This is a genomic window from Methylocaldum szegediense, assembly GCF_949769195.1.
GTDB classification, from domain to species: Bacteria; Pseudomonadota; Gammaproteobacteria; order Methylococcales; family Methylococcaceae; genus Methylocaldum; species Methylocaldum szegediense.
The window spans coordinates 3882755-3903717 of record NZ_OX458333.1 but is presented as its reverse complement, the minus strand read 5'-3'; the positions used below and the strand labels follow the sequence as shown (position 1 = coordinate 3903717).

Below are 20963 nucleotides of genomic sequence, written 5' to 3'. Positions count from 1 at the left end.
TTATGTAGGGTCGATTCTGATGCCACAACGTATACGCATCGCCACCCGCAAGAGCGCTCTGGCCGTATGGCAGGCCGAACATGTCGCGACGCGTCTCCGAGCTGCATGCCCCGATATCGAGGTCGAACTAGTCAAGATGGTCACGCGTGGCGACAAATTGCTAGACGCTCCGCTGGCGAAGGTGGGTGGCAAGGGCTTGTTCGTGAAGGAACTGGAGGAAGGCCTGCTGGCGGAGACCGCGGATCTGGCCGTCCACTCTATGAAGGACGTGCCGACGGAATTGCCCGACGGTCTGCATCTCGCCGCCATACTGCCGCGCGAAGATCCACGAGACGCTTTCGTCTCCTTGCGTTATCCATCTTTCGACGCGCTGCCGGCTCGGGCGAGGGTGGGAACCTCCAGCCTTCGTCGCCAATGCCAGATCAAAGCCCGTCTTCCCGAGTGCGAAACACTCAATCTCAGAGGCAACGTCGACACCCGGCTCAGCAAACTCGAAAACGGTCAATACGATGCCATCATCCTCGCTGCGGCGGGCTTGAAACGGCTGGGCTTAAGCCATCGAATCACCGAGATTCTTTCGATCGAGACCAGCCTCCCTGCAGTCGGACAGGGCGCCATCGGCATCGAATGCCGCCGCGAAGACATATGGCTGAACGATTGTCTAAAAGCGTTGCACCACGAAGAAACGGCCGTCTGTGTCATGGCGGAGCGTGCGCTCAACGAACGCTTGAACGGCGGCTGCCAAGTGCCCATCGCGGGGTACGCGGAACTCTCCGGAGATCGTCTCAGGCTGCGCGGGATAGTGGGCACGCCCGATGGCGAAACGCTCATTAAAGGTGAAATGGAAGGGTCTTCCGACGATCCGAGAGCGTTGGGTATCGCCTTGGCGGAAGATCTGTTGACGCGCGGGGCCGACCGCATCTTGAACGCACTTTGCGCCTGAATCATGGCAAACCCGACGATCCCTCCCCTAAGCGGCATAGGCGTATTGGTCACCCGGCCTCGGGAACAAGCCGAGTCTCTCTGCGCTCTAATTGAAGCCGCCGGCGGCCGCGCTCTGAGGCTACCGCTGCTGGACATCGCGGCTGTCGGCGATCCTAGCCCGGCGTTGAAACTTTTTGCTCGGCGGAAACCATGGGATTGGCTGATATTCGCGAGCGCCAATGCCGTCCGTTTCACCCTGGCGATCCACGGAGGTTCGTTCAGCCCGCCCGAATCGACACGCGTCGCAGCAATCGGCCAAGCGACGGCGGAAACATTGAACAAAGCCGGAATTCGGGTAGACCTGATACCTAAACCGCAGTTTAATAGCGAGTCGCTCTTGGCATCGCCGGAAATGATGGATGTCACCGGCAAATCGGTATTGATCGTGCGGGGCGAAGGCGGACGGGCGCATCTCGGCCAGACGCTCAAAGCACGCGGCGCGGAAGTGGCTTATGCGGAAGTCTATCGCAGAATGCTTCCCGAGGGGGATATCGCGCACTGGGTCGAACTCTGGCGCCAGGGTGGCATCGACGTTGTGACCATCACCAGCGGAGAGGCCTTGAACAATCTTGTGTCGCTCTTGGGTGAAGTCAAACACGAATTCGCCGAGCGCACCCCGCTCGTGGTGATCGGCACACGCCTCGAAAAACTGGCTCGCGACCAAGGCTGGCGTCGCGTGATCAGCGCGGAACCGGCCAGCGATCAGGCTATAACGGAAACCATCATTCGTCTTTTCGAAACGAAAAATGCCGCACAAGACCGCCAGGCCAGTCGCTGAATACACCCGCCGATTTCGCGTTCCTCCAACAAAAGCCATTGAAAAGTTCAATACTACGGGGATACAGCATTGGTTGACGTAAATAACGAATTGATGTCGGCCACCGCCCAGCCCGCCGACGGAGCGGACACCGAGGTGGTAAAGACATCCGCGCTCCCTCCCAAGAAACCCCGCAGCTTTGCGTGGGTCGGTTACCTCATATTGCTGGGTGTGCTGGCTCTTGCCGCGGGCGGCTGGTACTTTATTCAGGAACTCCGCTCCAAGCAGGAGGGTCTGGGCGGCCAGTTGAGCAGCAAGGACCAGCAAATCATGGAATTCGCGCGGCAGTTGAACGCGCTGCAATCCGAGATGGCCACACTGCATAGCCAGTTCGCGACCCTCCAATCCCAGGTGACGACGGCAGACTCGAGATTCGAGCGTATGCTCGGCGAGCAGTCCACCCAACTCAACGAGCGATTGAATCTGACGCGGAACGAGCTGAACGAATCCGTCCAGCGCATTCAGCGGCAACTCAACAAAACCCGCGGCGACCTGCTGGTGGCCGATGCCGAATACCTTCTCAGCATCGCTAACCAAAAACTGCATTTGATCGGCGATGTGAAAGCCGTGCTTGCCGCTATGGAAGCGGCGGACCAGCGCCTCTACGACAGCGGCGATCCAGCGGTATTCAAAGTCCGCGAAGCCCTGGCCGAAGAAATTGAGACGTTGCGGCGGCTCAACGCTCCGGACGTCGTAGGACTGTCCGCCAGGCTGCTTGCGATCGAGAACCAGGTCAAAAATATTCCCTTGTTCTTACCTCATGCGGGCAAGGTCAACGAACGCTATGACACGCCGGAAACGGGCGAATCTGCCCCGGCGGCAGACGATGAAGACACGATCGGTAGTACCTTGGACAATATCAAGGATCTGATCAAGATACGCCGTACCGATCGGCCGATAAACGCCGTCCTCCATCCAGAACAGGCCGAAGCGCTTCGTCAGGTCTTGCTGCTCAAGCTGGAAACGGCCCGAGCCGCGCTGCTTCGGGGTGACGACAACATGTACAAGACTAACCTCGCATCCGCGCGCGAATGGCTTAACGAACATTTCGATCCAAGCGCGGAGCAGACCCAGAAAGTCGCCGAGGAAATCACCTCTCTGGCCGATCAGCCGATTCGTGTACCTTTTCCGGATATTAGCAAGTCGTTGACCCTTCTGCGGAGCATCGAAAAACTGCGACTGGAAGCCGAACAGGGCGAAGTCAAGCCCGCCAATGAGGCCCAGCCCGGCGCTGCGGAACCGGCGGGAGCGCAGCCGTGAAAAGGGTCCTCGTCTACGTACTGATCGCCGTGTCGCTCGCGACCGGGGTGGGCCTTTTGGCTCATCGTGTGCTGACCTCCGGCGATGCCGGCTATGTCATCATCGGCTACGACCGCTGGGTGCTGGAGTCCTCGCTGCTGGTCATGGTTCTCACCCTGATCGCCGCCTTCGTGCTGTTTTACTTCTTGGTTCGCATCGTCATGCAGGCGATGAGTCTTCCCAAGGTCATCAAGAAACGCAGCGAAGAGCTTCGCAGCAAACGTTCTCAGGAAGCGCTGATCGCAGGGCTCATCGAAACCGCCGAAGGCAATTGGGAAAAGGCGGAACGGAATCTGATCCGCCATGCCGCCGACAGCGGCGCGCCGCTCATCGCCTATCTGACGGCCGCACGCGCGGCGCATGCCCGGGGCGCGGTCGAGCAGCGGGACGAATACCTCAAACTGGCCCGTGAAATCGCACCCGAATCGGAACTCGCCATTGAACTAACTCGCGCCGAATTGACGCTCTCGAACAAACAATTCGAAGAAGCTCTGGAATCCTTGACTCATTTGAACCGGATCGCTCCGAGCCACGCGGCGGTGTTGAAGCTGACCCATCAGGCCTATGCGCAAATGGAAGACTGGGAGGGCTTACGCCGTCTATTGCCCGACTTGCACAGAAACAAGGTCCTGATGGAAGCCGAGGTCAAACTGCTCGAAACCGAAACCTACAGTGCGCTGATCCGGGAAAAATCCCGCACCCGAGACCCCAACGCCTTGCGTGAGGTCTGGGCGACGATTCCAGATCATATTCGCTCGTCCACGGGCATTCAGGCCCTTTACTTCGCCGCCATGATCGAAGCTCGAGCCGGTGAGGAAATCGAGGACGAACTGCGCCGCGCTCTCGGCGAGAATTGGGATGAGACCCTGCTGGTCCTCTATGGCTGCATCGAGCTGGCCGATCGCGAAAAGCAGTTGCAGCACGCCGAAAGCTGGCTCGGCCCGCACCCTCAGGATGCCGTGCTGTTCAGAGTGCTAGGCAAGCTTTGCATCCGCAACAAGCTCTGGGCCAAAGCCAGGGAGTATTTGGAGAAAAGCCTGCAGCTGGAACCCAGCGTCGAGGCTTGTCAGTTGCTAGGCGATTTGCTGCAACGGCAAAACGATTTCTCCGGCGCGTGTCACATGTACCGTACGGGACTGATGCTGGCTTCCGAGGGAGTGGTCGCCCAGATCGAACGGAATCCGTCCGGAGACTCCGTCGAACCCGAGCAGGAGAAGCTCGTTTCGAGTGCCGCCCAATAGTCGATGGCACCGGCTAGCCAAGCCTTGCCGTTGGATTTTCGCCCACGCATGGTTGGCGCCTGAGCGGAATCGAAGATTGTTGACTCCGGGGATCAGTAACCGGAGCCGCTGCCGATAAAGGAAGCGCTGAACAAGTGGATTTTCCGTTCATACCTTTCGACAGGCCCAGGAAAGCGTTCGACGAGCCTGTCGAGAGCTGAATCGAAGCTCGGGCCGAACCGAATCAGTAAGTCACCGTTGGGCCCAAGCCCTTCGGCAAGCTCAGGACAGGCTTGTCGAAGGACTTATTCCGAGCTTCGCAAAATGCACATTCACATTGGTCATGCTGTATCGGATGATGATGTCTTGCGGTTCCAAATCGGTAAGCAAGCAAGTCGACCGACTCCGATCCATGTCACGCGCACATAGCGGAGCAAAGCGTTGTTGCGGTGACTGACATCAGGTGGTTGCAGCAGGCCGATAAACGATCCGAGACGCCAAGCCTAGGACTCTCTTACTACCGACCTTCCACAGGATTTGGAGGGCAGCATGAACGACGTTCGAGTTAGGAACTGGTCTGAGCTGATGCAGGCTCTTTACAACATCCCGAAAAACGCGCTTCAACGTTATCGCTCGGATCTCGTCTACCGGGGTGTGGCTGACGCGTCCTGGGGACTCGAAAACAGTCTGATGCGGCTCGGAGGCGATTACGCCAATATCGAAAAGCCGATGCTACGGAGTTTCCGAAAGTATGCGGAGCCCGGATCGATACCGGCGGAAACGCTCTGGGTTCAGTTGGCCGTCGCGCAGCATCATGGCCTGCCGACCCGTCTCCTCGATTGGACCATCTCCCCCAAGGTCGCGGTGCATTTCGCGACGGCGGAGGAGGAATATTACGATCGGGACGCCGCGATCTGGTGCATCAATGTCGTCGAGGCCCGATCCCTGCTGCCGGAAACACTTCGCCAAGTGCTCAAGCGCGAATCCGCATTCCTGTTCTCGGTCGAGATGCTCGAATTCATCCGGTCTCTGGACGACTTCGACCGCTTGGGCGAAAATGATGCCTTTGTGCTCTTCTTCGAACCACCATCGCTAGATGCCAGGATCGTCAACCAAGGTGCGGTCATGTCCGCCATGCCGGGTGTCAGCCTGGTCCTCAGCGAATTCCTTTTGAACCATCCGGCACTTTATTACCGAATCATCATCCCGAAAGAAATCAAATGGGAAGTACGGGACAAACTCGATCAGGACAATGTCACCGAGCGTATGCTTTTTCCCGGCCTCGATGGGCTGAGTCGATGGCTTAAACGGTATTACGGGCCTGGTCCCTACCGTAGGTCTCGTCAGTGAGCTGAAAAACCGAGATCAGCCTCGCCTTCCCGCTTTTCCATCAGAACGCGAATCGCCAACAAGCTCAGTTGCCGTCTCAAGCTTCGGACAAACCGTGTCTCGCCCCGCCATTCTGTTCGATCAGGTCGGAAAGAAATTTCGCCGGTCGCTCAAAGCCGACCTCCTCTACGGCTTCCAGGATGCGTCCCGCAGCTTACTCCGCCTGAAACCGCTGGAGAGGCTCCGACGCGAAGAATTCTGGGCATTGCGTGACATTTCCTTCGCCGCCGGGGTCGGCGAGTGCATCGGCATCATCGGCCCCAACGGAGCCGGAAAGAGCACGCTTCTGAAACTGGTCAATCGGGATTACAGGCCAGACCGAGGCCATATCGTAACACGCGGGAAAATCAAATCCCTTATTCGCATAGGCACCGGACTTCAACCCATGTTGACCGGCCGCGAAAACATCTACATCCAGTGCGCGCAACGGGGACTCGATAAACGCGAGACGGATACCAAATTGGACGAGATCGTGGCATTCGCTGGGCTCGAAAAGTCGCTCGATATCCCGGTCAGGCAGTATTCGGACGGCATGTACGCTCGGCTCGAGTTTTCCATCGCTACCTGCGTTCCGACCGACGTTCTGCTGGTCGACGAGGTCCTCGCGGTAGGCGACATCGCGTTTCAGATGCGCTGCCTGGAGCGACTCGTTAGCCTTAAACGCGAGGGAACGACGATATTGTTCGTATCGCACTCGGAAATGCATGTTCGGCATGTAGCCGACCGCTGCTTGCTCCTTTTCGACGGCGAAGCCCTGGCTTTCGGCGACACCGACAAGCTGTTTCTGAAGTATTACCAGTCGATAGGCTATTTCGACCGGCAGCTCAAGCCGTTGGGCACCCCTCCCCAAATGCCGATGGATTTCGCCGGCGTGGCGTCGATACGAACCTTGACGGTGAAAGGGCGGGAAAACGTCGATGGCACGCAAGCATTCACGGGACAACCCGTAGATTTTGAGGTGAGCTATATCGCCGCGACATCGGTCGAATCCGCCGGTCTAGTACTGCAATTTTGGACGCCATCGGGCGTGTTGGTCGCTTCGATCGATTCCCGACTGGAATACAACCAGGTTTCTCTCGAACCGTCCGTCGGACGGCTGCGGCTCAGCTTGCCGTTCCTCTCGTTGACACCGGGCATTTACCGCGTCGCGGGAGGCTTCGTTTCGGCTGAAGGCTGGCTCGGCTATTCCGGGAATCTGCTTAACCTAATCGTGAAGCAGCAACCCGGCAAAGTCCACGACGGCTTATTCGTGATGAACGCGAAAGTCTCGCACTTGAACGACTGAACCGGTCGAAAATAAAGAAGACGCTCGGCCGGCACGTAGCGTTAGAAAAGACTGCTAAGCGACTCCTGAATGCCCCCTACAGTAGTATGAAAATGGCGTGCTCGGATAATCTGGCGCGGCAACTACGTATGTTTGACCTCAGCGTCGCTCAATAAGGCCGGAAATTCCTTCAGGCCTAGTCGATACTAGCCCAAACGTGCGATCCGCCTCGGAACGACATCTCAGGCTGCGACTGCCAGTTGATCCGGCAACTCTACTTCCATCGCGATGGGCAAGTGGTCGGAGCAGGCGAAGTTGATCACCTGGACGTTTGTCACCTGAAGACTCGGCGTCACCAGAATGTGATCGAGCATCTTGTGCGGGCGCCAGCTCGGGAAGGTCTTCAGCTCACACATCGGGTCGCAAAGCTCGGTCACGGACGTCAATAGATTGAGTTCAGGCGAATTCGGCTCGCAGTTCAAATCTCCCATCAAAACAACGAAGGATAGATCACGCAGCAACTCGCTGATGAACGCGATCTGCTTGAGACGCGCGCGCCGGCTCAACGCCAGATGCACAATGCACAGATACAAGGCTTCGTCTCCCACGGAGCCAAAGCGAGCCAGCAAGGCACCCCGCCCAGGCAAGCCCGGCAGCTTGTAGTCGTGAATGAAATCGGGTTTGATGCGGCTCAACAGTCCGTTGCTATGCAGAGCCAGATTGCCGATACGTCGGTTCACCTGGTTATGCCAATAAGCGAAACCAGCCGTTTCCGCAAGATACTGTGTTTGAACGATGTGGTGGCTGCGTGCGCCGCCTCCGTCTACTTCCTGCAAACCGACGATATCGAAAGGCTTGAGGAGATGAGCGATGCGTATCAGATTCACGAGTCGCTTTTGCGAAGGCCAAATGTGCCGCCAGCTCCCGATGATATAGTCCCGATAACTGGACGTCGTGATGCCCGTTTGAATATTGAAACTCGCGAATCGGATACGCCGCTTGTTGATCGGCGCGGTAGCCTCCAAGGAACTTGCAACAGCCCGAGATGTCATGACAGTACTCGACGACACGATACCCCTAACCTGCTCGCCGGCGGTTCACCGGCACAATGGGATACTTCTTCATATGGACACGTTTATTGGGCGTCCTTGACTTCGCTGGATTCCTTATCGATTAGATAGTTCATGATCGCGATCATCCGCGGAAACGACTTCGCTTGCTGAGGAGCGATGCGGTATTTCCCGTTGACGATCACATTAGGCGTCCCTGTCACGCCGTAGCGGGCCGCCATAGGCTCGGCCTGCCTCATTTTAGTATCGACTGCAAACGATTTGTAGGCTTTGCGAAACGCGTCTTCGGATACGCCGTGTTCGCCGAAGAACTTAGCCAACTCGGCCTCGCTCTCTAAAGCCTGTTTCTTGTTTTGGATTGCGTCGTAAAAATCCGCATGGACCTTATCGATTACGCCGAGCGCTTCCGCCGTAAAGTACGCCTTGGCGTGAGCCGCCCAGCGTGCATTGAAAATTGCGGGCTGCCGAACGAAAACAACATTGTCCGGCTTCTTCTTCAGCCACGCGTTTAAGTCCGGCTCAAAGTGATAGCAGTGGGGACAGCCATACCAGAAGAACTCCCTGACTTCGATCTTGGACGGATCGACTGTCGGTTGCGGCGGGTCAATGATTTCGTAGTCGACGCCTTGTTTGAACTCTTCGGGCTTAGCTGCCCCGAAAACCACTGACGAAAACAACACCAAGCAAGCCAGCAAACTCAACGCCGATTTCATTAAACAAGCTCCGCTCTGATGATCCGAACTACAGACTGAATTGATAGAAAGGCGAGTGAGACGCATATCGAGAAGCCCGCACCGAGTGGGGATTTTAAACCGAAACTCATAAAAGATGTGTGGATAATACCGAAATTGTTCTACTCGGCGCCCCTTCTCACCTTAATCCCGAGGTGTAGCTGGAAACAGCGGCGATTTCCTCATCGCTCAGCTTAGCCGCGATCGCCCGCATGATAGAATTCGCATCATTGGCTCGCTCGCCGGACTTGAAATCATTTAGGGTTTTTTCCAGATAGGCGGCATATTGGCCGCGTAGCGCCGGAAATCGGGCGGAAGGAATACCAGAGCCGTCCGGGCCGTGGCAACCGGTACAGGCCGGAACCCCGGACGAGGCATTGCCGGTACGGTAAATCGCCTCTCCCAATGCATTAGGCGCTTCCGCCTTTTCGACCGTGATCTTCTGCTGGGCGTAAAATGCGGCGATATCGTCGATGTCCTCATCGGACAGGGGTTCGGCCATCGCGGTCATGGTCGGGTTGACTCTCTTCTCAGTCTTGAACTCGTGCAACTGCTTCGCAAGATAGGAAGCGTGCTGGCCGGCCAATTTGGGAAATATCGGCGCGTTGCTGTTTCCGTCCTCGCCGTGACAGCCGGCACAGGGCTCTGATTTTTCTTTTCCTGCCGCCGCATTCCCCTGCGCATGAACGAGGGAAGGACCACTCAACAACACGATACAAACCGATAATGCACGTAACGCACTTTTCCCCATCATTTGCCCCTCTGTCCGGCAAAGCTAAAAATAGTAAAGCGATCTTACTTATTAAGCAGGCCCGTAAATACTCTCCTGATATTTACGGGCCGCCGCCCAGGCCGGTACACGCCCGGCCTGGGCTCACGCGGCTTGTCGCCGCGCCGGGGCATCCCTGCCCCGGATTAACCCGGCCGATATTTATGGGCCGGGTTATTAGTCAGCCCTGTGGCTCATTATCAGAGCGCCAATCAAATACGGGTAGCTCATAAAAGTCAACAGCATTCCCGAAACCATGAATACCAATTATCAAAAGGCCCGCTATCTGGCGAGCGCCCCAAACGTGAGAAATGCACCGCAGGACGTAGGTTTCGAAGTCGCGTTTGCGGGACGTTCGAACGCCGGAAAATCCAGCGCGATCAATGCGATCACGCAACAAAAGTCGCTCGCGCGGGTCAGCAAGACGCCCGGTCGAACCCGGATGCTCAATTTTTTCCGGTTGGATGACCAAAGACGGTTAGTCGATCTTCCGGGGTACGGCTATGCTGAGGTACCGGAGGCGATTCAGAAGAATTGGCGCGAGGCGTTGGAGCGCTATTTCAGCGAGCGCCGATCCTTGCGCGGTGTGTTTCTAGTGATGGATATCCGCCATCCCCTGACGTCTTTCGATCGACTCATGATCGAGTGGTGTCGTCATTGGGACTTGCCTCTACACATTGCCCTGACCAAGGCGGACAAGCTCGGCAGGAGCGCCGCGCTACAAGCCTTGCGCACGGTCGAAGCCGAGTTGAAGACAATCGAGGGATTGGAGATCAGCCTGCAGATTTTTTCGGCGCTCAAGCGTGTCGGATTGGAGGAAGCGTGGGCGGTATTAGACCGCTGGCTGGGGCTGCCCGGAGCGAGCGGGCCTGAATGACGCCCAAAAAGAAAAAGCTCCGAGGCAAATAGGGGGGGGACTACCTCGGAGCAAAGTCCCGGCTTGGGGGATGCCGGGCGAATGACACTACTCAAAGGGAGGAGATGAGTAGTTCGCGTCGTTCCTGACACTTACCTTTGTGACTTTTGTCACACGGAAAAGTTCAACCTGTTTATCTCGCGATGGCACTGCCGCAGCCTTGCATGTCAACGGGTACCGCAAAGCAAGGGACGCAGTTCCTTCAGGCTACGGGTGTTGAGCACGTCGCCGGGCTCCAACCAGCCGCGTCTAGCCTGTCCGACGGCGTAGCGCAGGTTTCGGAAATCGAGAATGCTGTGCGCGTCGGAATTGAGACTGACCAGAACGCCCTCCTCCCTGGCCATTCGACAGTGGCTGTCGACGAGGTCGAGACGCTCCGGATTGGCATTGAGTTCGAGAAAACACCCGCGCTCTTTCGCCTTGCGAATGATGCGCGACATATCGACCTCATAGGGCTCGCGGCGTCCAATCAATCGACCGGAGGGATGCGCCAGAATGTTGAAATAGGGACGATCCATCGCCCTCAGTATCCGCTCGGTCTGCTTAATCCGGGATAGGCCAAACCGGCTGTGCACAGCACCAACCACGATGTCCAGCCGACCAAGCACATCGTCCGGCAGATCCAGACTACCGTCCTCCAGAATATCCACTTCGATACCCTTAAGGAGAACGATACCATCCAGGGTTTCGTTCAGCTTATCGATTTCATCGATCTGTTTGAGTAACCGGACCGGATCAAGACCGTGAGCCACCGTCAGCCGGCGGGAATGCTCGGTGATGGCGAGATATTGGAGGCCATGGCTTTTTGCAGCTTGAGCCATTTCCAGAATCGTGTTGTGACCGTCCGACGCCTTGGTATGTGCATGGAGATCGCCTTTGAGATCCGACAACTCGACCAACTTAGGCAGATATCCGGCCTTGGCCGCCTCGATTTCGCCCTGATCTTCGCGCAGTTCTGCCGGAATAAAGGGCAGTCCGACAGAGGCGAAAACCGATTCTTCGGTGTCGCCCGCGACGCGCTTGTCGCCCCGAAATACGCCGTATTCGTTGATCTTAAGTCCCCTCTCCTGCCCCAGGCGCCGAATGGCGATGTTGTGCGCTTTGCTGCCGGTGAAATAATGCAGCGCCGCGCCATAGCTTTCCTTAGGAACCACTCTGAAGTCCACTTGCAATCCGCCACGCAGCAGCACACTAGCCCGTGTCGGCCCCTGCGACAGAATCTCCTCGACATCGTCATACTCGACGAAACGCTGCATCACCAGGCCTTCCGAGCTACCGGTCGCCAGAATATCGAGATCACCCACGGTCTCCTTGGCGCGGCGATAGCTACCGGCGATCACCACTTTGTCGATGCCGGGAACCGTGTTCAAGTAATCGAGCAAAGGTGCCGCGTATTGATCGGCGGCAACGCGGGTATAGCGCCCCACTCCGCCACCGTGAGCCTCCAGAGCGTCAGCGATGTGCATTTCGGTCTTCTCGCCGAACCCTGGAAGCGACCGGATTCTATGCTCACGTACCGCGCGCCTCAGCTGCTCGAGGGTTTGAATACCGAGTTCGCGGTACAGCACTCTTACCCGCTTCGGTCCCAACCCCGGAATCCTCAAGAGTTCCACGATGGCGGGCGGAAGACGCTTGTGCAGATCGTCCAGTACCTTGCAACGGCCGGTGTCGACGATTTCCTTGATCTTGCCAGCCAGATCGGCCCCGATACCGGGCAACCGAGTCAGATCCTCGCCCTTCTCCACCATCGTGCGCACATCCTGACCAAGCTCTTTGAGAATACGGGCAGCGTTGTGGTAGGCGCGAATCCGAAACACGTTCGCACCGTCGATCTCCAAGAGATCGGCGATTTCCTCGAGAATCGCGGCGATATCAGCGTTTCGGATAGGCATACGGGATGCTCACGGATTCGGAAAAACTCGCACCAGACCGGCCGTAGCCGAGGTTGATATCAATTCGACTTCGGCCACGCCGAAACGCTCCACCACCCAAGCGTTGGTCGAAAGGTGCCGAGTCATCGGATCGACCGTATAAACGGACTCGCCATCCGCGAGAGCGCATGGCAACACCAGTTGATCCGCCAAATGCTCGTCTACCGAAGCATTCGTGTGATGGTGCTCCAGAAGTTTCGCGCAGACGTCCTCGGCGACTTGCTCCGCCGGCTTCCCACGTTCGCCCAGGGCGCTAAAACCAGCCAAAGCGTGCTGGTAGCGCGCGACCAGAAAAATTCCCGCACCGGGGCAGGCTGCTCGAACCGAAACCGCGTCGATCTCGCAAGACATGTTCTTCCGCCGCAATATGGTTTGCGCACGGTCCGCCATGCGTACGGCCACGTGTTCGGGAAGATTGGCGGCGAGCGCACGGCCGGTGATCGCGACTAACTCGCCCCGTTCCGGCAGAGTCAGCGGGCGTAATTTTTCTCGTTCCCCCGCCGGGGTTCCGCTGATCTCCAGCCTCATTTCGCCTTGCCCGACCGGATACCAACCAGACCGTTCCAGGCTAAGTTCGGCGCGAATGCCCATCAGTTTCAAGTAAGACAGCCACACGTTGCGAACATAGTCGAAGGGGGGGCTCATCGGCACATGCGTTCCTCCCAGAAACACCACCCTAGAACTGCCTTCGGCCAGAGCCAGAGGCAACAGTACCGTCTGAAGTACCAGTGTCACTGCTCCGGCACTGCCGCCTCGCCTCGCTTCCGCCACATCGAACAGATAATCGCCCGCCTTAGGCTTTGTCCGCGGTGCGAACGTCAACGTCTTGGAGCCCAGTTCGGCGCCGCTCAATTCGGCATCGCAAAGCTTGGCCGCCGCAAACACCGCGGTCAGGTGCTGGGCGGCCAATCCAGGCTTCTTGCGCCTAGCGCGGATGTTTTCGATACGTACGGGGCGACCGCTGATGGCGGACAGGCAAAGCGTGGTCCTGAGGATTTGCCCGCCGCCTTCTCCGTAGGAACCGTCGATAACGATGCAATCCATAGTAGACATGAATGTGCTTTTGCTGGAGAGAGGGTTATTACACGTACCGTGACTCGTCAACCTTGTCCGAGCGATGTCCCGGACGACGAATGGACGTCCGTGGCCCCTTTTTACTTTGATGAAGATTGACCCACTTCAACACCGGTTGGCGCTGGTAGGGCGGGCCGGTGCGTCCCGGCGGCTGTTCCCACTTGACCAGCCGGCCTCGCAAGCGGTCGTCAGCAGATGCGGTGTTGGCTTGCAGCCGGCTGTTTCGCGGCGATCGTGCACAAGCTCCGCGCACTGTTGCGTGAGGCCAAGGACTGAAGAGACGCCCCTATGTCGATGGGCGAACGCTGCCATCCACGTGCGAAGGTGGACACGGGCCGGCTATGACGGCTACAAGCGGAAAAAGGCAGCTAGGTCTATGGAGCGATGAATGGCGTGGTATTCGAAGTCGTTACATCGGCTCGCTGGAAATTACCGTGGACGTCCGGCCTTCGTTTGATTTACCGCTGCTGTTCAGGCGGACGGACGGTGGAGCTATGGAGCTTGCAAGATGAACCCACGTTGGCTGTGGTACGCCAGCGACACCACCACCGAATACGTTTTGTCCTTTGTGGTTAGGTGGCGCAAAAGGGACATAGGTGATGCCGAGGCGCTGCAGTTGGAGGCGCGGCAGGGAAAACGTTTGGGTCAATGCGGGTGCCGCCAGGCTGCGATCGAGTGCAGTCGCGAAGAACTCCAAGGTCACGGTGTGCCGCAACTGATCCGGTAAGGCCGCGAAGCGGCTCCCGATCGCGATCGTCGCATACGGCAACGCGCCGGAGAGGGTCGGGAGGTTCGAGGCCCGAATCGTTTTGGCACCGAACGCTTGATCCAAGGTGAGCGGATGCGGTTGACGCCGACTGTATTCGGCCAGCGTGGCCTGATAGGCGCTCAAACGGGATTTCAGAAATTCGGCGTCGACGCCGGTGACGCTGGCGTTGGCTTCATCCAGGCTCGCCGACTGGAGAAGCTGCGCGAGATCTCCGGCACTGTCGAACCCCGCAATCGCCGGAATGTTTAGAGGGCTCGTATAGTCATAAAGCTTGAAACTCGCATCCAGCGGCACCCAGGTGTCGCCCTGGTGATGTTTGGCCCCGCGCGAGGGAACGTAGTCGATGAAGGCCTCCCCCCACACGTGTTCCAGCTTGAAGGCGGCGATCTTGCCGCCCGCCACCAGCGCGACGTTAGGAATGCCACCCTGTCCCAGGAGGCTTTGCGCGGCTTCTCCAGATAAGCGTGGTCGATTGAGGTGAGATCAAAAAAACCAACAAGCAAATAACCAAGGACTGTCCCGGGTTCCTGATCTGTTTTTCGCACTGGTCCTGTATCGAATCATGCGGATGCTACTGAAGGCACAGAGCACTACTACCCGCCTAAACTCTATGCTCGAGCTGCTTCGCCGTATACAGCAGCACCGCGCCACCGTTGGTAAGCGCACCTACACGGGGATCACCAAGACCAGACAGAAACAACTCGATCTGTTCGCCGTCCTGGACCTTCCAAGGCCATGAAAAGCGCCTTGTAGTGTCATTTCTGCCTCTTGCGTATCAAATAAAACAAACGTTTGCGTGATTAACTGCGGAACCTGGGATTTTTGGGACCGTTGACAGGATAGCGCGGCCAAACTGCAAGGACAGCTGACTCCCCCCTTTCTGGCTTCGGTGTCAACAGGTCACGACTGAGTGCAGCCATGCCGCACGCCTATCCCAATTCCGACGCCTTAAAAGGAATGACACCGGCGCAAAATCAAATAATCTCCCACCCTGGTTGAGTACGTCTCTTTTTATTTTTCGCCAGAACTAATACTGTTCCCTTGGAAGGATAAAGAAAACAATGAAACTGCATAGGTGTCAAGTCCCGCAAGATCGTAAACCTTCTTTCGAAAAAGATGAGGATGGGACAGTTGCCAGTTTTTGAGAGCCTGGATCGGGGTGAGATGGCCTAAGGCCTTTTGGGGAATGTGATGATTGTACAGCTCGACATAGCGGTGCAGGGTGGTGTCCAGATCGGCGGTTGAATCGAAGTGATGGGTTTGCAACACCTCCTCGATGCGGCCATTGAAGCGTTCCACCAGGCCATTCGTTTGGGGCCGGCCCGGCGGAATCAGGCGATGTTCGATGCCTTGTTCAGTACAGAGGCGGTCAAACTCATGCGTCCCCGAGGGCTGCCGAGTTCGGGTCAGGAAACGGTCGGTAAACTCCGAGCCGTTGTCGGTCAGGCATTTCTGGATGCGGAAAGGCGCGGCCTGAATCACCGCTTTGAGGAAGTCCTTTGCGCTTAAGGCGGAGCGGTTGGGCTTGAGGGCGACATAGACCCAGCGGGTGGCGCGGTCGATGGCGACGAACAGGTATCGGCGGGGTTCGCCGTCGATGGCGGGCAAGTACTTAACATCCAGGTGAAGGAAGCCGGGCTCATAGGCCTTGAAGGGTTTGACCTTCGCCTTCTCTGTAGGCGGAAGCAGGGTCTTGAGGGACGCCACCCCGTGGCGGCGCAGGCAGCGGTCTAGCCCGGAACGGGACACGGCGGGATTGAGAAATTCCCGGGTCACGGCCAGGAGATCATCCAAGGGGAGGAGCAGAGCTTGGCGGAGGTAGACCACGATGGCTTCCTGGGCGGGCGTGAGCGTGGTTCTGAGGGTGTGGGGCCGGTGTGAGGCATCTTCGACCGAGGAGCGGTGTTTCCACTTGCGGACGGTCGTTCGGCTAATGCCATGCTTTTGGGCCAAGGCGCGCTCGCTCAACGTGGACGCTTGAATGGCCTGCCGAACGGCCGGGGTGGTACGGGCGTTCTTATGAAGACGAATCGGCATGGAGAGAAACCTCACTTGGACGAACCGAATATCTCCTGGAGAAGGCTCCGGGCTTCGAACAGAGCATAACTCCTTCTCGGTAAATAATCACACGAGACGCGACATGTAGGAACCGTAGTGGGAGGTGCACTTGCGGCGGCTTTTATTCCAATTGCTGCAGCATTAATCGCATCGGTGTTCATTGCAACGTTGACTATATTATTAACCGACTTTAGCCTGAATTATGTTTCTTTTTACCAGCGCGAGCGCGTCGTTGAGGAGCTACAGGCATGGGCGCAGTAAAGGTTTTCCTCTGGGGCGTATCTGATGCCATGATAGGCTTTTCATCGGGCTGCTCATAGGTGTCGCTATTGCCGTATGGGGTGCCGGGCGGGGAATAGGTAAGTCGTGGTTATATGAGGTTTCGTTTCTTACCCTATGTGTCGCGTCTCGTATGATTATTTACCGAGAAGGAGTTATGCTCTGTTCGAAGCCCGGAGCCTTCTCCAGGAGATATTCGGTTCGTCCAAGTGAGGTTTCTCTCCATGCCGATTCGTCTTCATAAGAACGCCCGTACCACCCCGGCCGTTCGGCAGGCCATTCAAGCGTCCACGTTGAGCGAGCGCGCCTTGGCCCAAAAGCATGGCATTAGCCGAACGACCGTCCGCAAGTGGAAACACCGCTCCTCGGTCGAAGATGCCTCACACCGGCCCCACACCCTCAGAACCACGCTCACGCCCGCCCAGGAAGCCATCGTGGTCTACCTCCGCCAAGCTCTGCTCCTCCCCTTGGATGATCTCCTGGCCGTGACCCGGGAATTTCTCAATCCCGCCGTGTCCCGTTCCGGGCTAGACCGCTGCCTGCGCCGCCACGGGGTGGCGTCCCTCAAGACCCTGCTTCCGCCTACAGAGAAGGCGAAGGTCAAACCCTTCAAGGCCTATGAGCCCGGCTTCCTTCACCTGGATGTTAAGTACTTGCCCGCCATCGACGGCGAACCCCGCCGATACCTGTTCGTCGCCATCGACCGCGCCACCCGCTGGGTCTATGTCGCCCTCAAGCCCAACCGCTCCGCCTTAAGCGCAAAGGACTTCCTCAAAGCGGTGATTCAGGCCGCGCCTTTCCGCATCCAGAAATGCCTGACCGACAACGGCTCGGAGTTTACCGACCGTTTCCTGACCCGAACTCGGCAGCCCTCGGGGACGCATGAGTTTGACCGCCTCTGTACTGAACAAGGCATCGAACATCGCCTGATTCCGCCGGGCCGGCCCCAAACGAATGGCCTGGTGGAACGCTTCAATGGCCGCATCGAGGAGGTGTTGCAAACCCATCACTTCGATTCAACCGCCGATCTGGACACCACCCTGCACCGCTATGTCGAGCTGTACAATCATCACATTCCCCAAAAGGCCTTAGGCCATCTCACCCCGATCCAGGCTCTCAAAAACTGGCAACTGTCCCATCCTCATCTTTTTCGAAAGAAGGTTTACGATCTTGCGGGACTTGACAGCTATCAGGCTTTTCGATGGACTCAAACTACCGGGCTGACCGGCCTGGGCGGCCTCGATGCCAACGATGGTTTCACTCGGGCCAGCGGCATCAGTGCGGATGGATCAATCATCGTGGGTTACAGCCGGACCAGCGCCCATCCTTTGGGCTCCGGTTACCGCTGGACTGAATCTACCGGTATGGCCGATTTGGGTCAGTTGCCGGGCGATGTCTGGAGCTGGGCACAGGCGATCAGCGCGGACAGTTCCGTCATTGTGGGTATAAGCAATACTCTGACCGACCAACAGGCTTTTCGCTGGACCGCCGAGGACGGCATGATCAGCCTTGGGAACGCGCCCGCAGCGACATCCTCCGGAGCGAGCGCCGTTTCCGAAGAAGGTACGGTGATCGCCGGTCAAGGAAAGATCGGGGATTTCAACTATGCCATGGTCTGGACCGAAGAAGGTGGCTGGAAGAACTTCGGCACCCTGCCGGGTTATCAAAACAGCAACACCAACGCGATTTCCGGTGACGGAACCGTGGTGGGGCAATCATTCAATTTCGACAGCGCCACATCCACGTTCACGTCCGAGGGCTTCATCTGGGATGAGGCAAACGGCATGCGGAATGTGAAGGAGTGGCTGATGGACGAATACGGCTTGGACCTTGCCGCTTGGACAATCAGTAACGTCTTGGGCATTTCGGGCGACGGGAGATTCATCGCAGGTTACGGCATCAATCCGGACGGCAACACCGAGGACTGGCTGGCTGATTTGTCACCCTCGCCGGTACCGCTGCCGGCAGCCTTCTGGCTTCTGGCATCGGGTCTCGTGACGTTCGTTGGGGCTGCACGTAACGGGTGCCGAGTCGTGTAACTCCAAATCGCTTTCGAAGGCATTCATTTCTGTGAGCCGGGTTAGGCGCACATCCGCACTGACCGACGAGCTATCACTGCGCTTTACGTGCGCCGTAACCCCTCCGAGCCGGTCGAAAGACCTGCCCTGAGCCGAGGGGTAAATCAACCCTCGATGGGCTTCGCCTTGCTCTACCCATTCCACGATTTATGTCCAATGGAACGCCGAATGGGATAACTTGAAGAGCATTGTCCCGAACAGTAGGCACGAACGGTCCATTGCAAACGGAGTAGGTCTTTGGCGCTCCGCACTGCGACTTCACTCGAAACGAGTTTATTCCTGCCTTGGTTTTCGGATTCGCGGGCGCCTATGGCGAATGAAGAGCGGCTTCTTGAAGAAGCCCCTCGGTGCAAGGCGAGCGGGAGTATTCAGCGATGACCGCGCGCGCGTTCCCAGGCGTAACGAATGGCGTTTTTCATCTGGTCCCATTTTCCGACCGACGGGTTTCTTTCCCATTCGCGTCGGACTTCCGGTTCCAGTACGGTCCAGTCTTTGCCGGCAAGGTCGGGATTGTTACCCAGCGCGTGACCGAAACGGTAGGCGGGCAGATAGTAATCGTAAGGCTGCCCGGAATTGCCGAACTGCGTCGAGTAGTGCTGTCGGAATTCCGAATCGAGAGACGCAAAATCAGGGGACGGTCCGGCCGTGCCTTTCCCGAACTCCTCCACTTCGACCTCGGTCCGGCGCAGCGTATCGTGGATGGTCTCGGTATGTTCCGTAACGCCTTTGCTGATGGTGACCTCCTCGACCACCCGCGCCTCCTTGGACGCCACGGCCTCCTCGGCCATTTCGGTGAACTCCATGCTGCCTTCCTTGAAGGCCGCCTTATCCGCTTCGGACATGGGACGGTCGACTCGGTGACGTTCGACGTTGACGTGCTCTTCGCGTAGGGTGACGTCTTCGTCTACCGGACGCTCCTTGACATGGGTGTAAACGCGCACTCCGCCGTGCTTAACGGCGCGCTTACCGACTTTCAGTTCTTCCTCGACCACCGGAATCTTGGCCTGCTCGGCGCCACGCGCTGGTTCCCCGGTGGTGGTGCCAGGTTTGCCCGCGGCAGGCTGGGTCGTGCCAGCAGGGTGCTGCCACTGCGTCGCGCGCTCTTCGATATCCACGGCACCGTGCTCAGCCAGAATCTGAGCGGCGCGATCCGCATGTTTTTCGTCGGTCTCGACCGTGACCAGCAAGCCTCCGCGCCGCACGCCTTCCGCGTAATACCGGATATCCTCGGCGGGCAGACCGATTTCTTCCCGCCGCTGTTCCAACAACCCAAGCTTGGACAGAACGAAGCGTAGGCCGGATTCTTTCCCGGCTCCGCGGGTCTTGCCGAGCTCCCGCTCGTATTCGACATCGCTGGTCATAACATGAATGTGATCGCGATCGATGCCTTCGCGCTCGAGGTCGTGCACGACGCTTTCGGCTTCCGATCGCGACTCCAGTAATCCAACCACTGTGTTCATCATGGCTTTCTCCTTGTCCGGATGTAAAAAAAATCGGTTCAACCACATCACGGCATTTCAGTTCTAGACATCGGGCTGTTCGAGATCCGTCGCCTGTTGCGCACGGGACGGAAGCCGCTCGACTGACACCTCTTCGCGCCGCAAGGTCACCTGTTGCGGTCGGTGCGATTCCGTCCTGCGTCGGGTCACCCGCAGCTCTTCCTTGAGCACAAGTTGCTTTCGCACCACCAGAGTTTCCTCGAATACGGGGATGATCAGCGTGTCGCCCTCGTGACGGGCTGGCACGGGTTCGTCCACGGGGCGGTTTACGACGACCCGCTCGACATGCACCGTTTCCTGAACCAGAGGTTGATCGACCTGTTCAACATGGGTGGAAACCCGCTTGGTGACACGGACCCGTCCGGTTTCCACCTTACGTTTTTGTCGCACCAATCGCTCTTCCGTCACAGGAATGGTCAGCGTTTCGGTGCGACTCGGTACTTCCTGCCAGCGGGTATGAACTTCGGCGAAGTTCATGTTTAGCACGTAGGTTCCATCCTGTTGCGGGTCGAGGAAATTCACGGGGATAATCAGCCGTTCACCGTGTTCGAAGCGAACGGCGACTGCGGGCTGCTCTGCGAGCGGCAAGACTTCGGAGTCGACAACCCCGCGAAATCCGTCGGTGGTGACGACTACCGCGAGTGGTAGCGGCGCGCTTTCCATGGGGTATGGGTTATCGTGTGATTCCCGGTTTTGGGGGACCGGGCGGCGGGCTGGTCACGGTCCGCGAATGCGCGTTGGCGACGTGAAACCCGAGTGACTCCTTTTCGCATCCTGATGTCTCTATTCCTAAGCAAGTAACGCCGATGTTCCTAT

16 protein-coding genes and 2 pseudogenes are annotated in these 20963 nt (G+C 57.7%); 9 read left to right on the top strand and 9 right to left on the bottom strand.

Annotated features, from left to right (window positions below; translation table 11 throughout):
* The first annotated feature begins 19 nt into the window (after window positions 1-19).
* The 6 genes from hemC (at window position 20) to QEN43_RS16930 (ending at window position 6994) form a co-directional block, all read left to right on the top strand.
* The gene (gene hemC / locus QEN43_RS16955) at window positions 20-943 is read left to right on the top strand and encodes a hydroxymethylbilane synthase (RefSeq protein WP_036267954.1); all 924 of its coding nucleotides are present in this window, start codon (window positions 20-22) and stop codon (window positions 941-943) included.
* A 3-nt stretch (window positions 944-946) separates the two neighbouring features.
* Window positions 947-1762, top strand: a complete 816-nt coding sequence (locus tag QEN43_RS16950; RefSeq protein ID WP_026609495.1) for a uroporphyrinogen-III synthase — start codon at window positions 947-949, stop codon at window positions 1760-1762.
* Window positions 1763-1831: 69 nt separating this feature from the next.
* Window positions 1832-3061: a uroporphyrinogen-III C-methyltransferase gene (locus QEN43_RS16945; protein WP_235726527.1), complete on the top strand. Its 1230-nt coding sequence runs from the start codon at window positions 1832-1834 to the stop codon at window positions 3059-3061.
* Window positions 3058-4341, top strand: coding sequence for a heme biosynthesis HemY N-terminal domain-containing protein (locus QEN43_RS16940; protein ID WP_084161712.1), 1284 nt, complete (start codon window positions 3058-3060; stop codon window positions 4339-4341). Before QEN43_RS16945 ends, QEN43_RS16940 begins: the two co-directional genes overlap by 4 nt.
* 528 nt (window positions 4342-4869) lie before the next feature.
* The gene (locus QEN43_RS16935; RefSeq protein ID WP_026609494.1) at window positions 4870-5670 is read left to right on the top strand and encodes an FRG domain-containing protein; all 801 of its coding nucleotides are present in this window, start codon (window positions 4870-4872) and stop codon (window positions 5668-5670) included.
* A 94-nt stretch (window positions 5671-5764) separates the two neighbouring features.
* Window positions 5765-6994, top strand: a complete 1230-nt coding sequence (locus QEN43_RS16930; RefSeq protein ID WP_051331486.1) for an ABC transporter ATP-binding protein — start codon at window positions 5765-5767, stop codon at window positions 6992-6994.
* 221 nt (window positions 6995-7215) lie between these two features.
* On the opposite strand, the gene QEN43_RS16925 is transcribed toward QEN43_RS16930, so the two are convergent.
* The 3 genes from QEN43_RS16925 to QEN43_RS16915 form a co-directional block, all read right to left on the bottom strand.
* Window positions 7216-8025, bottom strand: a complete 810-nt coding sequence (locus tag QEN43_RS16925; RefSeq protein WP_051331485.1) for an endonuclease/exonuclease/phosphatase family protein — start codon at window positions 8023-8025, stop codon at window positions 7216-7218.
* Between the two features lie 83 nt (window positions 8026-8108).
* Window positions 8109-8756 carry a thiol:disulfide interchange protein DsbA/DsbL gene (locus tag QEN43_RS16920; protein WP_036267950.1) on the bottom strand — a complete coding sequence of 216 codons (648 nt, stop codon included), beginning with the start codon at window positions 8754-8756 and terminating at the stop codon, window positions 8109-8111.
* A 157-nt stretch (window positions 8757-8913) separates the two neighbouring features.
* Window positions 8914-9528, bottom strand: a complete 615-nt coding sequence (locus tag QEN43_RS16915) for a c-type cytochrome (RefSeq protein WP_317963431.1) — start codon at window positions 9526-9528, stop codon at window positions 8914-8916.
* 271 nt (window positions 9529-9799) lie between these two features.
* Between QEN43_RS16915 and yihA the strand changes: the two genes are divergently transcribed.
* Window positions 9800-10420, top strand: a complete 621-nt coding sequence (gene yihA / locus QEN43_RS16910) for a ribosome biogenesis GTP-binding protein YihA/YsxC (protein WP_026609492.1) — start codon at window positions 9800-9802, stop codon at window positions 10418-10420.
* 206 nt (window positions 10421-10626) lie between these two features.
* Here yihA and polX read toward each other — a convergent pair whose 3' ends face one another.
* From polX to QEN43_RS16890, 4 genes and pseudogenes are all read right to left on the bottom strand, one after another.
* A complete protein-coding gene (polX, locus tag QEN43_RS16905) occupies window positions 10627-12351 on the bottom strand; it encodes a DNA polymerase/3'-5' exonuclease PolX (RefSeq protein WP_026609491.1) in 1725 nt (574 codons plus the stop codon).
* Window positions 12352-12360: 9 nt separating this feature from the next.
* Window positions 12361-13434: an RNA 3'-terminal phosphate cyclase gene (gene rtcA / locus QEN43_RS16900; protein ID WP_026609490.1), complete on the bottom strand. Its 1074-nt coding sequence runs from the start codon at window positions 13432-13434 to the stop codon at window positions 12361-12363.
* Between the two features lie 439 nt (window positions 13435-13873).
* Entirely contained in the window at window positions 13874-14635 is a 762-nt protein-coding gene (locus QEN43_RS16895) for a hypothetical protein (protein WP_026609489.1), read from the bottom strand.
* A 675-nt stretch (window positions 14636-15310) separates the two neighbouring features.
* Window positions 15311-16270, bottom strand: a pseudogene (locus QEN43_RS16890) (IS481 family transposase); the annotation flags it as partial.
* A 524-nt stretch (window positions 16271-16794) separates the two neighbouring features.
* On the opposite strand from QEN43_RS16890, the pseudogene QEN43_RS16885 reads away from it, so the two are divergent.
* Window positions 16795-17754, top strand: a pseudogene (locus tag QEN43_RS16885) (IS481 family transposase); the annotation flags it as partial.
* 36 nt (window positions 17755-17790) lie between these two features.
* A complete protein-coding gene (locus QEN43_RS16880; RefSeq protein ID WP_317964082.1) occupies window positions 17791-18609 on the top strand; it encodes a hypothetical protein in 819 nt (272 codons plus the stop codon).
* A gap of 407 nt (window positions 18610-19016) precedes the next feature.
* On the opposite strand, the gene QEN43_RS16875 is transcribed toward QEN43_RS16880, so the two are convergent.
* Both QEN43_RS16875 and QEN43_RS16870 read right to left on the bottom strand, forming a co-directional pair.
* Window positions 19017-20111: a DUF2382 domain-containing protein gene (locus tag QEN43_RS16875; protein ID WP_162144272.1), complete on the bottom strand. Its 1095-nt coding sequence runs from the start codon at window positions 20109-20111 to the stop codon at window positions 19017-19019.
* A 60-nt stretch (window positions 20112-20171) separates the two neighbouring features.
* Entirely contained in the window at window positions 20172-20810 is a 639-nt protein-coding gene (locus QEN43_RS16870) for a YsnF/AvaK domain-containing protein (RefSeq protein ID WP_202901088.1), read from the bottom strand.
* Between the last annotated feature and the right edge of the window lie 153 nt (window positions 20811-20963).